This is a genomic window from Mycolicibacterium aromaticivorans JS19b1 = JCM 16368, from assembly GCF_000559085.1.
Taxonomy (GTDB): domain Bacteria; phylum Actinomycetota; class Actinomycetes; order Mycobacteriales; family Mycobacteriaceae; genus Mycobacterium; species Mycobacterium aromaticivorans.
Window position 1 is genome coordinate 4,049,129 of sequence record NZ_JALN02000001.1, and the last position, 20,219, is coordinate 4,069,347.

At 65.9% G+C, this 20,219-nt stretch carries 3 protein-coding genes and 1 pseudogene; 2 read left to right on the plus strand and 2 right to left on the minus strand.

All coding sequences use genetic code 11. The features are described 5' to 3' along the window. Positions 1 to 2: 2 nt before the first annotated feature. A pseudogene (locus Y900_RS19465) lies at positions 3 to 15,980 on the plus strand (amino acid adenylation domain-containing protein); the annotation flags it as partial. Between the two features lie 49 nt (positions 15,981 to 16,029). Here the strand turns inward: Y900_RS19465 and Y900_RS19470 are convergent. Beyond that, positions 16,030 to 17,265: an IS256 family transposase gene (locus Y900_RS19470; RefSeq protein ID WP_036341372.1), complete on the minus strand. Its 1,236-nt coding sequence runs from the start codon at positions 17,263 to 17,265 to the stop codon at positions 16,030 to 16,032. Between the two features lie 138 nt (positions 17,266 to 17,403). Here Y900_RS19470 and Y900_RS19475 point away from each other — a divergent pair, with 138 nt between their 5' ends. Next, positions 17,404 to 19,233, plus strand: coding sequence for a condensation domain-containing protein (locus Y900_RS19475; RefSeq protein ID WP_051660160.1), 1,830 nt, complete (start codon positions 17,404 to 17,406; stop codon positions 19,231 to 19,233). A 9-nt stretch (positions 19,234 to 19,242) separates the two neighbouring features. On the opposite strand, the gene Y900_RS19480 is transcribed toward Y900_RS19475, so the two are convergent. Continuing rightward, positions 19,243 to 20,199, minus strand: coding sequence for a metal-dependent hydrolase (locus Y900_RS19480; RefSeq protein ID WP_036343954.1), 957 nt, complete (start codon positions 20,197 to 20,199; stop codon positions 19,243 to 19,245). Positions 20,200 to 20,219: the final 20 nt, after the last annotated feature.

The following is a 20,219-nucleotide window of genomic DNA, read 5'->3' on the forward strand; positions in this document are numbered from 1 at the left end:
GGAGAACGCTGGATCACCAGCACCTGGCGCTCAGCGAGATTCATCGGGTCACCGGGCAGGACCATCTGTTCGACACGTTCTTCGTCTACGAGAACTATCCGATCGACGCTGCGAAGCTCTCCGGCACCGACGGACTGGCAGTGACGGAGTTCGCACACCACGAGACCAACCACTATCCGCTGTCGGTCCAGGCCATCCCGGGTGACGAGCTGACCCTTCGGATCGAGTACGACACCGACGTCTTCGACACGGCCGGCATCGACGCCTTGAGCGCGCGACTGCAACGCGTTCTGGCGGAGATGATCGCCGACCCTGGTCGGCCGATGTTCCGGCTGGACCTGCTCGACGACTGCGAGCACGTCCGACTGGACGAGTGGAGCAACCGGGCGGTGCTGACTCGGCCTGCGCCGGTGTCGCTCACGATTCCCGCGCTGTTCGCCGCCCAGGTGGAGCGTGATCCAAAGGCGACGGCACTGAGTCACGGCGGCCGTTCGTGGACGTACCGCGAGCTGGACGATGCTGCCAACCGGTTCGCACATCTGTTGGCGGGCAGGGGTATTGGGCCGGGTCAGCGGGTGGCGATGGTATTGCCGCGCTCCGCCGAGGCGATCGTGTCGATCCTGGCCGTGCTCAAGACCGGTGCGGCATACGTTCCGATCGACCCGGCCGCGCCGTCGGCCCGTATGCATCTGGTACTCGCTGATGCCGAACCCGCGGTCGTGATCACCATCCCCGCGCTGGCCGACCGGCTGGCCGGGCAGAACCTGCCGGTCATCGATGTGAACGATCCCGCCGTCCAGAGTCAACCCAGCACCGCGCTACCCGGGCCTGCCCCCGACGACATCGCCTACCTGATCTATACCTCGGGCACCACCGGTATCCCCAAAGGTGTTGCCATCGACCACCGCAACGTCGCCCAGTTGATGGACTCGCTGCAGGCCGCCCCCCTGCCGTCGCCACGAGTGTGGTCGCAGTGCCGTTCCTACGGCTTCGACGTCTCGGTCCAAGAGATCTTCGGTGCGCTGATCGGCGGCGGTCGGTTGGTCATCGTGCCCGAGTCGGTGGCCCGCGCGCCGGAAGATCTTCAGGGCCTTCTGGTTTCCGAGGGCGTCAGTGTGTTCAGCACCACGCCGTCCGAGGTGGGAATGCTGTCGCCCGATATCCTCGAGTCGGTGGCGTTGATCATCGGCGCCGAGGCCTGCCCGACCACGTTGATGGACCAGTGGGCACCCGGGCGCGTGATGATCAATGCCTACGGTCCCACCGAGACGACGGTCGACGTCGCCCTCAGTTCGCCGCTGACAGCGGGTTCCGGTGCCGTTCCGATCGGGCCACCGATTTCCGGGGCCGCATTGTTCGTGCTCGACGGATGGCTGCGGCCCGTGCCGCCGGGCGCGGTCGGCGAGTTGTACGTCGCCGGCCACGGCGTCGGCGTCGGGTACGTGGGACGCGCCGGACTGACGGGTTCCCGTTTCGTGGCCTGCCCGTTCGGTGGGCCGGGTGACCGGATGTATCGCACCGGGGATCTGGTGTGGTGGGGCGCCGACGGCCAGTTGCGGTATGTGGGGCGTGCCGACGAGCAGGTGAAGATCCGTGGATATCGCATCGAACTCGGTGAAATCCGGTCAGTTCTGGCCGATTTGGACGGCGTCGAGCAGGCCGTGGTGATCGTCCGGGAGGACCGGCCCGGCGAGAAGCGGCTGGTCGGGTACGTCACGGGTACCGCTGATGTCTCCGCCGCCCGCGCGGCGATGGCCGAGCGACTCCCCGACTACATGGTCCCGGCTGCAATTGTGGCGATCGACGCGCTGCCGCTCACCGTCAACGGCAAGCTCGACCGGCGCGCCCTTCCTGCACCGGAGTTCTCCGACGCCGACTCCTATCGGGCGCCGACCACCGCGGTCGAGGAGACCCTGGCCGGCATCTACGCCACGGTCCTGGGTGTGCAGCGCGTCGGCGTGGACGACTCGTTTTTCAACCTCGGCGGGGATTCGCTGTCGGCGATGCGGCTGATCGCTTCCGTGAATGCCGCTGTGAACAGCCGCCTTTCGGTGCGAGCCCTGTTCGATGCGCCGACCGTCGCTCAGCTGGCGGCCCGTATCTCTGAGGCAGCGACCCCGAGGGAGAAACCAGCGGGAGTCCCGGCGGCCCCAGTTCCCGTCGTCGCGACGTCCAGCTCCGGCGGCGGTTTGCGGATAGCTGATGTCCTGCCGCTGACTCCGCTGCAGCAGGGGTTGTTCTTTCACGCCAGTGCAGCATCGGCTGGCGATGATGTGTATGCGGTGCAGTTGTATGTCGGTCTGAGCGGTCCGTTGGACCCGGAACGGTTGCATGACGCCCTACAGTCCGTGGTGGCTCGGCATCCGAATCTGGCGGCCCGGTTTTCGCAGAAGTTCGCCGAGCCGGTGCAGGTGATTCCGGCTGATCCGGTGGTGCCATGGCAGTATTTCGAGCTCGATGCTGCCGGCCTCGATGCCGAGGGGCAGATAGCTCAGATCTGCGCGGCTGAGCGTATTGCTGTGTGCGAGTTGGGTAATGAGCCGGTGTTCCGCGCTGTGTTGATCCGGACCGCGGCCGACCAGTATCAGTTCGTACTCACCAACCACCACATTGTTTTGGATGGATGGTCACTGCCGATCCTGTTGGGGGAGGTGTTCGCCAGCTACTACGGACAGCGGCTGGCGCCGGCCCCGCCCTATCGGCGCTTCGTTACCTGGCTGGCCGGCCGTGACCTCGATGCGGCTCGGGCGGCGTGGGGTGCGGTGCTGATCGGGTTCGATACCCCGACGCTGGTCGGTACCGCGGGGCGAGAGCCCGGCGGCCGCGACATCGCGTCATTCCACTTGTCCGAGGAGACCACCCGGGCGCTGGGTGAGCTCGCGCGCTCCTGCCACACGACAGTCAGCACCGTGTTGCAGGCTGCCTACGCCCGGGTGTTGATGTTGCTGACCGGCCAGCGTGACGTCGCCTTCGGCACCACGGTCTCGGGCCGCCCCGACGAGATGTTGGGTGCCGAGGCGATGGTGGGTCTGCTGATCAACACCGTGCCGGCGCGGTGCCGCATCACTGCGGCGACCACGACCGCCGACCTGCTCGACCAGTTGCAGAGCGATCACGCGCACACGCTGGATCATCAGCACCTCGCGTTGAGCGAGATCCATCGCGTCGCCGGCCATGACCAGCTCTTCGACACGTTCTTTGTCTACGAGAATTACCCTATCGACGCGGCCAGGTTGTCGGGCGGCGATGGGTTGTCCGTCACGAACTTCTCCCATCACGAAACAAACCACTATCCGCTGTCGGTGCAGGCCATCCCGGGCGATGAGCTGACACTGCGTGTCGAGTACGACACTGCGGTGTTCGACGCGGCCGCCATCGAATCATTGATCGAGCGACTCAAGCATGTTGTGGCCGCGATGATCGCCGATCCGGGCCTGCCGCTGTCGGCGATCGACGTACTGGATGCTGCGGAACGCGACCGGCTCGCGGTATGGGGCAACCGGGATGGGCTCACCGAGCAGCTGAGCGCACCGGTGTCGATTCCAACGCTGTTCGCGGTGCAGGTGGCCCGAGTCCCCGATGCGGTGGCGCTCAGCTACGGCGAGCAGGCATGGACCTATCGCCGGCTCGACGAGACATCGAACCGGTTGGCGAACCTGCTGGCGGCGCGCGGCGCGGGCCCCGGCCGGCGGGTGGCGCTGCTGCTGCCGCGGTCGGCCGACGCGATCGTCGCCATCCTGGCCGTCCTGAAGACCGGCGCGACCTACATCGCCATCGATCCGGCGGTTCCGGAGGCGCGCATGCAATTCGTGCTCGACGATGCCGCCCCCGTCGCCGCGATCACCAATTCCGAGCTGCGCCAACGCCTTGACGGGCGCGACATGCTGATCGTCGACTTCAGCAATCCTGTCGTCGACGACCAACCCGCGACCGCGGTGCCAGGGCCGGAACCGGACGACATCGCGTACATCATCTACACATCGGGCACCACGGGAACACCCAAGGGCGTACCGATTCCGCACCAGAACGTCACCCGACTGCTGGAGGCGCTGGCCGCCGACATGGCTCTGGCGGATCAGGTGTGGACCCAATGCCATTCCCTGGCATTCGACTTCTCCGTGTGGGAGATCTGGGGTCCGTTGCTCTATGGCGGCCGGGTGGTGGTGGTGCCGGACGCGGTGGTCCGTTCGCCGGAGGATTTTCACGCCCTGCTGGTCTCCGAGCGGGTCGAGGTCCTGAGTCAAACGCCATCGGCGTTCTATGCACTGCAGAGCGTCGACTCGCCCGCAGCCGACGACCTGGCGCTCAAAGCCGTGGTGTTCGGTGGCGAAGCGCTTGAACCGCAACGACTTCGGACCTGGCTGCAGAATCACCCGGGATCACCGCGGATGATCAACATGTACGGCATCACCGAGACCACCGTGCACGCGTCGTTCCGGGAGATCACCTCGGCCGACACCGACAGCGCGGTCAGCCCGATCGGGCGGCCGCTGGCCAATCTGGGCTTCTTCGTGCTCGACAATTGGCTGCAGCCCGTCTCCGCCGGCGTGGTCGGCGAACTGTACGTGGCCGGCTCGGGGCTGGCCTACGGCTATGTCGGCCGGGCCGGCTTGGCGGCAACCCGGTTTGTGGCCTGCCCGTTCGGGGCGCCGGGCGCGCGAATGTATCGCACCGGCGACCTGGTGCGGTGGACCGCAGCCGGTGAACTCGAGTACGTGGGCCGCGCCGACGAGCAGGTCAAGATCCGCGGGTACCGGATCGAGCTCGGCGAGATCCAGTCCGTCCTCGGCGACGTGGAGGGTGTCGAGCAAGCGGTCGTGATTGCCCGCGAAGACCGCCCCGGCGACAAGCGGCTGGTGGCCTACATCACCGGGTCGGCTGACCCGGCCGCGGTGCGTGCGACCGTGGCCGAGCGGCTGCCCGCCTACATGGTTCCGACCGCCGTCGTCACGATCGGCGCGTTGCCGCTGACGGTCAACGGCAAGCTCGACACGAAGTCGTTGCCCGCGCCGGAGTATCAGGCTGTCGATTCTTACCGGGCCCCCGGCGACGCGGTCGAAGAAATCCTGGCGGGCATCTATGCCCAGGTCCTCGGCCTGGAGCAGGTCGGGGTCGACGACTCGTTCTTCAACCTCGGCGGTGACTCGCTGTCAGCGATGCGGCTGATCGCTGCAGTCAACAGCGCTGTGAAAGCGAATCTTTCGGTGCGAGCGTTGTTCGAGGCCCCCTCCGTCAGTCAGTTGGCGACTTCGATCAGTGGACAAGACGGCCGTCCGAAACAAACGGTAACGGGGGATGCGCCGACAGCTGTCGTGGCCACGAGCGTCTCAGCAGGCTCCAGTGGCCCTATGCGGATAGCCGATGTTCTGCCATTGACTCCGTTGCAGCAGGGGTTGTTTTTTCACGCCAGCGCGGCGACGCGTGGCAATGATGCGTATGCAGTGCAGTTGTATGTGAGTTTGAGTGGTCCATTGGACGCTGAGCGGTTGCAGACTGCGGTGCAGGCGGTGGTGGCGCGGCATCCGAATCTGGCGGCCCGGTTCTCGCAGAAGTTCGCCGAGCCGGTGCAGGTGATTCCGTCTGATCCGGTGTTGCCATGGCATTACTTCGAGTTCGACGCTGTCGGTGCCGGCCTGGAGGGTCAGATCGCGCAGGTGTGCAAGGCTGAGCGTCTTGCGGTGTGCGAGTTGGGGAATGAGCCGGCATTCCGGGCCGCCTTGATCCGGACCGGAGCCGATCAGTACCGGTTTGTGTTGACCAACCATCACATCGTGCTGGATGGGTGGTCGTTGCCGATTCTGTTGGGCGAAGTATTTGCAAGCTATTACGGCCAGCGGATGCCACCGGCTGCGCCGTATCGGCGGTTCGTGACTTGGCTGGCCGGTCGTGATGTGGACGCCGCTCGGGCCGCGTGGGGTACCGTGCTGGCCGATTTTGAGACCCCGACGCTTGTCGGACCGGCTGGGCAGGTGGAGTTCGGCGTTCGTGACATCGCCTCGTTCTCGATATCCGAGCAGACTACGAAATCTCTTGGCGAGTTGGCCCGTTCGTGCCAAACGACGATCAATACGGTGTTGCAGGGCGCCTACGCACGGGTATTGATGTCACTGACGGGACATAGCGACGTCGCGTTCGGCACCACGGTGTCAGGCCGTCCCGATGAGGTTTTGGGCGCCGACTCGATGGTGGGTCTGTTGATCAACACGGTGCCGGTTCGGGTCAGGATCGACGCATCGGTCACGACCACGGATGTCTTGGGTCAGCTGCAGAAGGACCATGCTCTGACGCTGGACCATCAGCACTTAGCGCTCAGTGAGATTCATCGGGCTGCCGGACAGAACTACCTGTTCGACACGTTCTTCGTCTACGAGAATTATCCGATCGACGCGGCCACATTGGCGGGCAACGACGGCTTGGCGGTCACTGGATTCGCGCACCACGAAACAAACCACTATCCGCTGTCAGTGCAAGCCATCCCGGGCGATGAGCTGACATTCCGGGTCGAGTACGACACCACGGTGTTCGACGCGGCCGCCATCGAAACATTCGTCGAGCGACTCAAGCGTGTCTTGGTCGCGATGATCGCCGATCCGAACCGGCCGCTCTCGTCGATCGATGTACTCGACGACGCCGAGCGCGTGCGAGTGGAGCAACGTAGCAACCGAGACGCTCTTACAAGGCTCGTCCCCACCGGATCGATTCCGGCGTTATTCGCCGCACAGGTGGCCCGCGCTCCGGAGACGGTTGCGCTGACGTGTGGCGAGCGTTCACTCACCTACCAAGAGCTGGATAAAGCGACCAACCGATTCGCACATCTGTTGACTGGCAGGGGTATTGGTCCGGGTCAACGGGTGGCGCTGCTCGCGCCACGCTCAGCTGAGGCGATCGTGTCGATATTGGCGGTGCTCAAGACCGGGGCAGCATACGTTCCGATTGACCCGGCCTCGCCGTCTGCGCGCATGCAACTGATGCTCGACGACGCCGAGCCCGTCGCGGCGATCACTACTCCGGAGCTGGCCGAGCGCCTCGACGGCCTCCCGATCATCGACGTGTATGACCCCGCGGTAGCGAGCTACCCGAGCACTCCGCTACCGGGCCCCGCACCCGAGGACATCGCGTACCTCATCTACACCTCAGGCACCACCGGAGTCCCCAAGGGTGTGGCGATCACCCACCAGAACGTCACCCAGCTGCTGTCGGCGATGGACACCAAGATCGCTATGGCGGAGCAGGTCTGGTCGCTCTGGCATTCCCTGGCCTTCGACGTCTCGGTGTGCGAGATGTGGGGTGCGCTGCTGTATGGCGGACGACTGGTGGTGGTGCCTGAATCGGTGGCCCGCGCCCCGGAGGAATTCCATGCGCTGCTGGCAGCAGAGCAGGTCAGTGTGCTGTCCCAGACGCCGTCGGCGTTCTACGCGTTGCAGACCGCCGATGCGCTGCGGCCCGAGCTCGGACGTGAGCTCAATCTGCACGCGGTGATCTTCTCCGGCGAAGCCCTTGAGCCACAACGTCTTCGAACGTGGCTGGCCAACCACCCGGACTCGCCACGCCTGCTCAACCTGTACGGCACCACCGAGACAGCCGTGCACGCATCGTTCCGCGAGATCGTGCAAGCGGATATCGCGGGCGAATCCGATGTGAGCCCGGTCGGCGGGCCGTTGGCCGACCTGGCGTTCTTCGTCCTGGACCAGTGGTTGAAACCGGTTCCGGACGGTGTGGTCGGTGATCTGTACGTGGCCGGACCGCAGGCTGGTCTGGGCTATTGGCGTCGCCCGGGATTGACATCGTCACGCTTCGTCGCATGCCCGTTCGGGCCCCCGGGGCAACGGATGTACCGCACCGGCGATCTTGTGTCGTGGGGCGCTGACGGCGAGCTGCGGTACCTGGGCCGCGCCGACGAACAGGTCAAGATTCGCGGCTATCGCATCGAGCTCGGCGAAGTCCGGGCCGCACTCGCCGCGCTGGACGGGGTCGAGCAGGCGGTCGTGATCGCCCGCGAGGACCAGCCGGGAGAGAAGCGACTGGTCGGTTACATCACCGGCGCAGCGGATCCCGTCGCCGTGCGCACGGCGTTGGCCACGCGCATTCCCGAGTACATGGTTCCGGCCGCGATCATGGTCATCGACGCGTTGCCGCTGACTGTCAACGGCAAACTTGACCTGAGGGCTCTGCCAGCCCCGGAGTTCGCCGACTCCGATTCCTACCGCGCGCCCACGACCGCTGTTGAGGAAATCCTGGTTGGGATCTATCTCAACGTACTGGGTGTCCAGCGAGTCGGAGTGGACCACTCGTTCTTCGATCTGGGCGGGGACTCGTTGTCGGCGATGCGCCTCATTGCCGCGGTCAACACCGGGATGAACACCCAGCTGTCCGTGCGGACGTTGTTCGAGGCGCCGTCGGTCGCGCAGTTGGCGCTACGGATCGGTGCCGAGGAAGATCGACTCAAGCCCCTGGTGCCCATGGAGCGCCCCGAGGCGATCCCATTGTCGTTCTCGCAGAACCGATTGTGGTTCCTCGATCAATTGCAAGGACCCTCACCGACCTACAACATGGCCGTCGGTTTGCGACTGCGCGGCCACCTGAACGTGGAGGCGTTGGGCGCGGCCCTGACCGATGTGGTCGGCCGCCACGAGAGCCTGCGCACGATATTCGCCGCACCCGACGGGGTGCCACGCCAGGTGGTGGTGTCTTCGAAGCAGGCCGACTTCGGCTGGGCCGTCGTCGACGCATCCGATTGGACGCCCGCCCAACTGGATGAGGCTGTCAGTGCGGTCGCACTGCACGCGTTCGATCTGGCTGTCGAGATCCCCATGCAGGCACGGCTGTTTCGGGTCAGTGACAGCGAGCATGTGGTGGTGGCTGTGGCGCACCACATCGCCGCCGACGGCTTGTCGATGGGCCCGATGGTGCGTGATCTGGGTGTGGCCTACGTCTGCCGGAGCGCGGGCATGAACCCGATGTGGACCGACCTTCCGGTTCAGTATGTCGATTACACGCTCTGGCAGCGCGCACAGTTCGGTGACCTTGACGACGGCAACAGCCTGATCAATGCCCAGTTGGCCTACTGGCAAGATGCGTTGGCCGGCATGCCCGATCGGCTGCAGCTGCCGACCGACCGGCCGTATCCGCCGGTGGCCGATCAGCGCGGTGCCACCACGTCGTGGCGATGGCCCGTGGAATTGCAAGAGCGGATCACCCAGGTGGCCCGCGAGCACAATGCGACCAGCTTCATGCTGGTCCAGGCCGCCCTGGCGTTACTGCTGGGCAAACTCAGCGCGAGCACCGATGTGGCGGTGGGTTTCCCGATCGGTGGCCGGCGCGATCCCGCCCTCGACGACCTGATCGGATTCTTTGTCAACACCTTGGTGTTACGCGTCGACGTCGGCGGTGACCCGACCGTCGCGGACCTGCTGGATCAGGTGCGGGCCCGCAGCCTCGCCGCCTACGAACACCAAGACGTGCCCTTCGAAGCCGTCGTCGAGCGCATCAATCCCACCCGGTCGCTGAACCATCATCCGCTGGTTCAGGTGATGCTGGCCTGGCGGAACCTGCCGGGGGAGACCAGCGACGACATCGCAATGGCGCTGGGGGACCTGCAGGTCACCCAGCTCCCGCTCGACACCCACACCGCGCGTGTCGATCTCGCGTTCTCGTTGAGCGAACGCTGGACCCACGACGGCGAGCCCACCGGGATCGACGGAATGGTCGAATTCCGCACCGACGTCTTCGACGCCGCCACCATCGAGACGTTGGTCGCGCGGTTGCAACGCGTGCTGGTTGCCATGACCGCCGAGCCGACCCGGCGCGTCTCGACGATCGATGTGCTCGACCCCGCCGAGCATGCACGTCTCGACACGATCGGCAACCGCGCGGTGCTGACCAGCTCCGCGCAGGCCGAGGTGTCGGTGCTCGAGCTGTTCGCGGAACAGGTTGGTCGCGCACCCGAGGCCGTCGCGTTGACATCCGACGCCGTATCGATGACCTACGGGGAGCTGGACCAGGCGGCAAATCGATACGCACACCTGCTGTCCGCCAAGGGTGTCGGCGCCGGCGACTGCGTGGCGTTGTTCATGGACCGCTCGGCAGAGGCCGTCGTCGTGATGCTGGGCGCCCTGAAGATCGGCGCGTCGTACCTGGCCATCGATCCCGCGCTGCCTGAGGCCCGTATCGAATTCATGCTCGGCGATGCCGCGCCGGTCCTCGTCGTGACCACGGCCGAGCTTCGGCCCCGCCTGCACGGGCACGACGTCGCCGTCGTTGACATCGACGATCCGGCCGCGGCCCGCCAGTCCGATGCGGCGCCGCCGCCACCGGACCCGGACAACATCGCCTATCTGATCTACACCTCCGGTACCACCGGAACACCCAAAGGTGTTGCGCTGAGCCACCGCAACCTGGCCCACCTGGCGGCTTCGGCCCATCCAGCACTTCCGGCCGATCAGGTGTGGACGCAGTGCCACTCGTATGCCTTCGACTTCTCGGTATGGGAGATCTGGGCCGCGCTGCTCGGTGGCGGGCGGCTACTCGTGGTACCCGACGCGGTGGTCCGTTCGCCCGACGACTTCCACGCGCTGTTGGTCCGCGAACGTGTCAACGTTCTCACCCAGACGCCGTCGGCGGTGGCTGCGCTGCGCCCGCAGGGGCTGGAGTCGGTGGCGCTGCTGCTGGGCGGTGAAGCCTGCCCGCCGGAAGTGGTGGAACAGTGGGCACCCGGGCGAGTGGTGATCAATGCTTACGGCCCAACCGAAGTCACCGTATATGCGTCGATGAGTGCGCCCTTGGTGGTCGGCGCTGAGGTGCCGATCGGTGCGCCGCCGCCGACCGTCGCCCTGTTCGTCCTCGACGAGCGGTTGCAGCCGGTGCCCGAGGGCGTGGTCGGCGAACTGTATGTGGCAGGACGCGGCGTCGGTGTGGGGTACATCGGGCGCACGGATCTGACGGCTTCCCGGTTCGTGGCCTGCCCGTTCGGTGAGCCCGGGAAACGCATGTACCGCACCGGGGACCTGGTGCGCTGGCGCGCAGACGGGCAACTGCAGTACCTCGGCCGCGCCGACGAGCAGGTCAAGATCCGCGGCTACCGGATCGAGCCCGGCGAGATCCAGGCCGTCCTCGCCGGACTCGACGGGGTCGAGCAGGCGGTCGTGATCGCCCGCGAAGACCGTGCGGGTGACCCGCGTCTGGTGGGTTACTTCACCGGAACGGCCGATCCGATCAAGATTCGTGTCGCGCTCGCCGAGCGGCTCCCGGCGTACATGGTGCCGGCCGCGGTCATCGAACTGACCGCGTTACCGCTGACCGTCAGCGGGAAGCTCGACCGCCGGGCGCTCCCGGCGCCGGACTATCAGGACGCGGAAAGCTACCGTGCGCCAACCACTCCCACCGAGGAGATCTTGGCGGGCATCTTCGCCCAGGTGCTGGGTACCGAGCGCGTCGGCGTGGACGACTCCTTCTTCGACCTGGGCGGGGATTCGTTGTCGGCGATGCGTCTGGTCGCCGCGGTCAACAACAGCCTGGGCTGCGGTCTCGCGGTGCGGGTGCTCTTCGAGACGCCCACCGTGGCGCAGCTGGCACCCCGGCTGTCCGGAGCCGAGAGCTCCCCGGAGCCACTGCTCGCCGGCCCGCGGCCCGAGACCGTGCCGCTGTCCTTCGCGCAGAACCGATTGTGGATCGTCGACCAGCTCCAAGGGCCGTCACCCATCTACAATCTGCCGGTCGCGTTGCGGCTGCGCGGCGAGCTGGACGTGGACGCCCTGGGTGCGGCGCTCGCCGACGTGGTGGACCATCAGGAGAGCCTGCGGACACGCTTCCCCGAGGTGGCCGGAGTACCCGAACAGCTCGTCGTTCCGACCGAGATGGCCGACTTCGGCTGGACCGTCATCGACGCGACCGGCTGCTCGGACAGCGAACTGGCGGATGCCATCGACACGGTGACGAGCTACGCATTCGACTTGTCGCGCGAAATCCCCATGCAAGCCCGGGTTTTCCGCGTCGCCGGTGACGAGCATGTACTGGTGGCGGTGGTGCACCACATCGCCGCCGACGGGTGGTCCATCGCTCCGCTGGTGCGCGATCTGGGTGTCGCCTACGCGAGCCGGTCGGCGGGTGACGCGCCCGGCTGGGCCGACCTGGCGGTGCAGTACGTCGACTACACACTGTGGCAACGAGCACGGCTGGGCGATCTTGCCGATGCCGACAGCCGCATCTCCGCTGAACTGAGCTACTGGGAAGACGCACTGGCCGGCATGCCCGAGCAGTTGCAGCTGCCGACCGACCGGCCATACCCGATGGTCGCCGACTACCTCGGCGCGCGCCTCGACATCGACTGGCCTGCCGATCTACAGCAAGCGGTCGCACGGGTGGCGCGCGAGCACAATGCAACCAGCTTCATGGTGATCCAGACCGCATTGGCGGTGCTGCTGTCCAACCTGTCCGCCAACAACGATGTGGCGGTGGGTTTCCCGATAGCCGGACGCGGTGACACGGCCCTGGACGAACTGGTCGGATTTTTCGTCAACACCTTGGTGCTGCGGGTTGACCTGACCGGCAACCCGACCTTCGCCGATCTGCTGGCGCAAGTGCGTCGACGCAGCCTGTCCGCCTACGAGCATCAGGATGTTCCGTTCGAGCTACTTGTCGAGCGGCTCAAGCCGACCCGCAGCATGGCACACCACCCGCTGGTGCAGGTCGTGTTGGCTTGGCAGAACTTCGGTTGGCAGGCAGGCGATGCCGCCGGCTTGTCGCTGGGCGAGCTGCAGGTCGAACCGCTGGCGGTGGACACCAAGACTGCCCGGATGGACCTTACGTTCAACCTGGCGGAACGCTGGGACGACGCGGGTGAACCTGCCGGGATCGGAGGCGGCGTCGAATTCCGCACCGACGTCTTCGATGCCGCCAGCATCGAGAAGATCGTCGGCCGGTTGCAAAGAGTTCTGGAAGCGATGACTTCCGAGCCGGCGCGACCGATGTCGGCGCTGGATGTTTTGGATGCGGACGAGCACGCCCGGCTTGATCAGGTCGGCAACCGCGCGGTGCTGACCCGAGCGGCGGCGGGCACCGAGTCGATCGCGTCCATGTTCGCGGCACAGGCGGTGCGTACACCTGATGCGATGGCGGTCACCTTCGAGGGCGTATCGATGTCATACCGCGAGCTGGACGAGGTGACCGACCGTGCTGCGCGGGTTCTGGCAGGACGCGGTGCCGGGCCGGGACAGCGAGTCGCGCTGCTGCTACCGCGCTCGACCGAGGCGATCATGGCGATGGTCGCGGTCGTGAAGACCGGAGCCACGTACGTGCCGATCGATCCCTCGGTGCCCGAGGCGCGGCGTCAGTTCGTTCTAAGCGATGCCAAACCGGTCGCCGCGGTCACCACCGCCGATCTTGCGGAACATCTTGATGGACATGACATCTCGGTGGTCGACGTGCGCGATCTGACTGACCTCGCCGCCGATCGAACCGCGGTACTGGCTGGCCCGAAGCCGGACGATATCGCCTACATCATCTACACCTCGGGCACGACGGGCACACCGAAGGGCGTGGCGATCCCGCATCGCAACGTCATTCGGCTACTGCAGACCCTCGACGCCGACATGGACATGACGGGGCTCGCCTGGTCGCAGTGTCACTCGCTGGCGTTCGACTTCTCGGTGTGGGAGATCTGGGGCGCGTTGCTGTACGGCGGCCGAGTGGTCGTGGTGCCGGATGCGGTGGTGCGCTCGCCGGAAGACCTGCACGCCTTGCTGGTCTCGGAACGCGTCGGGGTGCTGAGCCAAACTCCAACGGCGTTTTATGCACTGCAGACCGCCGACGTCGCACATCCCGAGCTCGGTGCGCAACTGGCACTTGAGGCTGTCGTGTTCGGCGGGGAAGCGCTTGAGCCGCAACGGATGCGGCCGTGGCTGGAGAATCACCCCCCGGGCTCTCCGCGCCTGATCAACATGTACGGCATCACCGAGACGACGGTGCACGCCTCGTTCCGGGAGATCGTGGCCGGCGACGCGGACAGTGCCGTCAGCCCCATCGGTGTGCCGCTGGGCCACCTCGGCTTCTTCGTCCTCGACACGCTGTTGCGGCCGGTCGCGCCGGGGGTGGTCGGTGAGCTGTACGTGGCCGGCGCCGGGGTGGCCGACGGATACATCGGTCGGGCCGCGTTGTCGTCCACCCGCTTCGTGGCCTGCCCATTCGGGGAGCCCGGAGCGCGGATGTACCGCACCGGCGATCTGATGTACTGGGGCGCAGACGGCGAGTTGCGCTACATGGGGCGGTCCGACGAGCAGGTCAAGATCCGCGGATACCGGATCGAACTCGGCGAAATCCAGTCCGCCCTCAGCGCATTGAACGGAGTCGACGACGCGGTCGTGATCGCTCGCGAGGACCGGCCCGGTGACAAACGCCTGGTGGGATATGTGACCGGCGTGGTTGATCCGGTCTCCGCGCGCGCCGCGTTGGCGGACAAGCTGCCGTCGTACATGGTTCCCACCGCGGTGGTCGTGATCGATGCGCTGCCGCTGACGGTCAATGGCAAACTCGACACCAAGGCCCTGCCCGCACCGGACTACCAGGACGGCGACTCGTACCGTGCCCCCTCCGACGCCGTGGAGGAGGTCCTGGCGGGCATCTATGCCCAGGTCCTGGGCCTGGAACGGGTCGGCGTCGACGAGTCGTTCTTCGAACTCGGCGGCGACAGCATCCTGTCCATGCAGGTGGTCGCCCGGGCACGCGCCGCCGGCGTGCTGTGCCGACCCCGCGACATCTTCGTCGAACAGACCGTGGCCGGGCTGGCGCGGGTCGCCACCCTCACCGACGGTGAGAGCGATGTGGTGGACGAAGGCGTCGGCCCGCTACTGGCGACCCCGATCATGCGGTGGCTCAACGAGGTTCAGGGACCGGTCGACCAGTTCAACCAGACCGTGTTGATCCAGGCGCCGGTCGGTGTGACCGAGAACGACGTGCTGGTGGTGCTCCAAGCCGTCCTCGACCGCCATGCGATGTTGCGGCTGCGCATCGACGACGACGGTGCCGGGGGGTGGTCGCCGACCGTGCTCGAGACGGGAACGGTGGATGCCGCGGCGTGCCTGCAGACCGTCGAGGTGCTCTCGGACGAGGTGGTGACGCAGGCCAGGTCACGGCTGAACCCGGCTGCCGGCCGGATGGTCAGCGCTCTGTGGGCAGTGCCCACGGGGCAATTGCTTATCATCGCGCACCACCTGGTCGTCGACGGTGTGTCGTGGCGAATTCTGCTGGAGGACTTCAACCTTGCGTGGGCCCAGCATCACGGCGGGCAGGACGTCGCGCTGCCAGCGCCGCGGACCTCGTTCGCACGGTGGTCGTCGGTATTGGCCGAACACGCCTACCGCCCTGAGGTTCTCGGCGAACTGCAGCGCTGGCGAGACATCGCGGCGGTCCCTGCGCCGCTGCCCGCGGTTCAACCCACCGTCGACACCTATGCCAATGCCGGCAGTCTGTCGGTGGAGCTGGATCCCGAGACCACCAGGATGCTGCTCCGCGAGGTTCCAGCAGCTTTCCATGCCGGCATCAACGACATCCTGTTGATCGCCTTCGGGTTGGCACTCACCGAATTCCTGGGTACCGCAGGCGCTCCGGTCGTGATCGACTCCGAAGGTCACGGACGCGAAGAGGAGGTGGCCGGCGATCGCGACGCCGTCGACCTGTCCTGCACGGTCGGCTGGTTCACCACCAAGTACCCGGTGTCGCTCGCGGTCGGCGCCACGGACTGGGGACAGGTGCTCGCCGGCGACCCCAGCCTGGGCCCGATCATCAAGGATGCCAAAGAACAACTTCGCGCCTTGCCGGATGGCCTGACCTACGGTCTGCTGCGCTACCTCAACACCGACGTCGACCTGTCCGGTTGCGACCCGACGATCGGGTTCAACTACCTGGGCCGGATGGGCGCCGGTAGCGGTCAGGTGTCCGGTGACATCTGGGAGATTCGTGAGGACGGCTGGAAGGTGACCGGGTCAAGTCCAGGGACGTGGTGTACGACGTCGTCGGGTGATTCTTCGAGTTGATGGTTCAGGCGGTGAGCGCCTCTGTGGTGGCCTCCTGTTCTGTCGGTGAGTTCTGGACGGCTTGTGATTTGCTGAGGACGTCCAGGCCGAGGTAGCGCCGGGATTCGGCCCATTCGTCGTGCTGTTCGGCCAGGACGGCACCGACGAGGCGGATCAGGGCGCCCCGGTCGGGGAAGATGCCGACGACGTCGGTGCGACGGCGGATCTCCTTGTTCAGCCGTTCCTGGGGGTTGTTGGACCAGATTTGGCGCCAGATCTGCTTGGGGAACGCGGTGAACGCCAGCAGGTCCGCGCGAGCATTCTCCAAGTGCTCGGCGACCTTGGGGAGCTTGTCGGCGAGCGCGTCGATGATCCGATCATATTGCGCAGCAACGGAATCAGCGTCCGGCTGGTCATACACCGAATGCAGTAGCGTGCGCACCCACGGCCACGACGACTTCGGGGTGATGGCCATCAGGTTGGTGGCGTAGTGCGTACGGCAGCGCTGCCAGGCCGCGCCAGGCACGGTGGCGCCGATCGCGGCCACCAGCCCCGCGTGCGCGTCGGAGGTGACCAGTTTGACCCCGGATAGGCCGCGGGCGGTCAGCGATCGCCAGAACGCCAACCAGCCCGCCCCGTCCTCGGCCGTGGTGACGTCGATGCCGAGGATCTCGCGGTAACCCTCGGCGTTCACACCGGTCGCGATCAGCGCATGCACGTTGACCACGCGACCGCCCTCGCGGACCTTGAGGACCAGGGCATCGGCCGCGACGAACGTGTACGGCCCGGCATCGAGTGGCCGCGTGCGGAACGCCTCCACGGCGGTGTCGAGTTCCTTGGCCATCACCGAGACCTGCGATTTCGACAGCCCGGAGATGCCCAGCGTGCCGACCAGTTTGTCCATCCGCCGCGTCGAGACGCCCAGCAGGTAGCAGGTGGCCACCACCGTGGTCAGGGCCCGCTCGGCGCGTTTGCGTCGTTCCAGCAGCCAATCGGGGAAGTAGGAGCCCTGCCGCAGTTTCGGGATGGCGATGTCCAATGTGCCTGCCCGCGTGTCGAAGTCACGGTGGCGGTAGCCGTTGCGGTGGTTGGTTCGCTCCCCGCTGCGCTCGCCGTAGCCGGCGCCGCACAGTGCGTCGGCCTCGGCACCCATCAGGGTGTGGATGAACATCGACAGCAGCTCGCGCAGCACGTCGGGATGAGCGGCGGTGAGTCGCTCGGTCAGGACCTGCTGCAGGTCGATATCGTGGACAGTGGTCATCGCGTGTGTTCCTTCTTTGCTCGAGTGACTTTGGACGGTCCCTCGAAGAATCACGCGATGACCTTCAATCACTCGGCTACGACACGCCGGTACCGCTAATCAGGTCCGACTCGTACACCACTCTGCTGGACGCAACCGGTGACCGGTGCCGCGGCGGCGGTCCCCATGCCGTTGATGCATACCGTCGAACTCAACGCCGGCACAGTGGAAACCGCAGACGGCCCGCGCCTGCGCGCCGGCTGGACATGGGCGCTGTCCGCGCTGGACCAGGTGCAGGTCACCCGGCTGTCCGATTTGTGGTTCGACGCGCTCGCCGGAATCTGCGCGCATGTGCGCGGCGGCGGAGGGGGCCTGACGCCGTCGGACATCGCGCCCGCACAGCTGACTCAGCCGCAGATCGACGAACTCTGCGTGACCCACGACGTCGCGGACATCCTGCCGTTGACTCCGTTGCAAGAGGGGTTGTTGTACCACGCCGGCATCGCGCACGGTTGCGGCGACGACGTGTACGCCGTGCAGATGGCGGTCAGCCTGAGTGGGCGGCTCGATCCGTACCGGCTGCAGGAGGCCGTGGAGGTTGCGGTTGCTCGCCATCCCAACTTGGCGGCGCGATTCTCGCGGCGGTACGGCGAGCCGGTGCAACTCGTCCCCGCCAATCCCGAAGTGCCATGGCAGTACGTCGATCTGAGCCGTGATACGACCGACCGGGCGGAGCGGATCTCCCGGCTGTATGCGGCTGAGCGTGCCGCGGTGTGTGACCTCGCCGGGCAGGCGGGCTTCCGCGCCGCATTGATCCGCATCGCACCCGATCAACATTGGCTGGTCGTCACCAACCACCACATCCTGCTCGATGGCTGGTCGGTGTCGGTGCTCCTGCAGGAGGTGTTCGCCGGCTACTACGGGCAGCGACTGCCCGCGGCGGTGCCCTATCGCAGGTTTATCAGCTGGCTTGCTGATCAGGACCGGGAAGCTGCTCGGTCGGCGTGGCGAGAGGCTTTGGCGGGCTTCGATACACCGACCTTGGTCGGAGCTCGGGATCTGAAACCGGCGGGGCCGAGAGGTGTTACCTCGCTTCGCGTTCCCTCGAATATCACGTCGGCTCTCAACGAACTTGCTCGCAACCATCACACCACCATCAGCACGGTATTGCAGGCCGCCTGGGCGCAGCTGCTGATCGCAATGACCGGTCGGCGTGACGTCGCCTTCGGCGTTGTGGTCGCAGGGCGGCCGGCTGAAGTCGCCGGCGCGGATGCCATGGTGGGCCTGTTGATCAACACCGTTCCGCTGCGCGTGACCGTCTCACCCGAGAGCACCGTCGCGGATCTGCTCGATCAACTGCAGAACAATCGCGGCCGCACACTGGAACACGAGCATTTGGGACTCAACGAGATTCACCGGGTCGTCGGCCGGCATGAGCTGTTCGACACCGTGTTCGTATACGAGAATTATCCGACTGACACATCCCTGTTGTCGGGTGCGGACGGGTTGGCAGTCACCGAGGTCGAGAGCCGTGACTACTACCACTACCCGCTCACCGTTCAAGCGGTGCCGGGCGACGAGCTCGATCTTCGGATCCAGTACCGAGCGGATGTGTTCGACGACAATGACATCCAGCGACTGATCGCTCAAGTCGAGCAGGCTTTGGCCGCGATGGTGGACAGTCCCGGTGGCCCTCTGAGTCCGTTGGGGGACTGGGACAAGCCGACGCCGCCCGCGCCGGCGGCGGACGACCCGCACGAACACTCTGATCCCGCGACCGATCTCGAGGCGACTTTGTGCGGCATTTACGCCCGGGTGCTCGACATCGAACGCGTCGGGGTGAATGACTCGTTCTTCGACCTGGGCGGCGACTCACTGTCGGCGATGCGCCTCATCGCCTCGGTCGACGCCGCATTCGATCTTCAGCTACCGCCCCACGCCTTATTAGAGGCACCGACGGTGCGAGGACTCAGCCAGCGGCTGGGATAGCGGCCGAGTTTATCCCTGCGACGCTTGATCGTTATTCGCAGCGGTGTACCACCGCGTCACGTCGTAGCCGGCGTCGTAGCGGGCCAGCCATTCCTTGGCGAGAGCCGGCATCTTCGCCTTGGCGGGCTTGTGGCCCGGAATCTGGCTGCACATGACGCCGAACGCCACCGCAAACTGCTCGCGCAGCGGAATTTGTGAATAGATCCGGTATGTCGGTCCGTTCTCGGACATAGCGAACAAGCGGTACTTCTGCAGGAAGGGAAACTGCTTGACCAGTGTCGATTTCCACAGCTCGCTGCCGAATATCGATGTGGCGTCGACTTTCCGCTCCTCCAGTGGGATGAGCCTGTTGAAGCTGTTGGCTGCCTTCACCATCACCGCCCCACCATGCTGAAAAACCTCCGGCGCCAGCCGCATCCGATACCAGGGGTCGGCGACGACGGCATCGTAGATTATGAGCGCGGAACTGCGGTGCTCGATCTCTTCGACGAAATGCCAGAGGAATAATGAGGCCACGCGATCGTCACCGGGCGCAAACAGGGTGTCGGCATTGTTGAGCATCATCGAGAATGTGGGCGTGAACGTCGCTTCGAGGTCAGCGATGTATGCCAGGCGATAGTTCAAAGGCTTGGACACCGTCAGCTCGTCATACTCCGCCATCACTTCGTCGAGGGTCTCCTGCAAGGCGGGGTAGGCCTTGATCAGTCCCTTGGCGTGCTGACGATGCGCCATGCTGTGTTGGCCTTCTTGGCGGACGAAGGCCAAGGCCTCCTCGGCAACCTCGGGGTCAGTGATCGTGGGCAGCGCCTCATGGACCGTGGCGCTGATCATCTTCTCGATGGCGAGAAACAGAAACGACAGCATGTTCGTTGCCAGGGAGAACGCGGGATCGGAAGGATTCCAGTTGAATGGGACGGGATAATCGGCGAAGGCGAATCGCATCTTTCGTACCTGCAGATCGGTCACCTGAACCGCACCTTTCCTCC

Excerpts from the sequence above, each read along its gene's own strand:
- Y900_RS19470 (WP_036341372.1), bottom strand. The coding sequence starts at position 17,265 with ATGACCACTGTCCACGATATCGACCTGCAGCAGGTCCTGACCGAGCGA.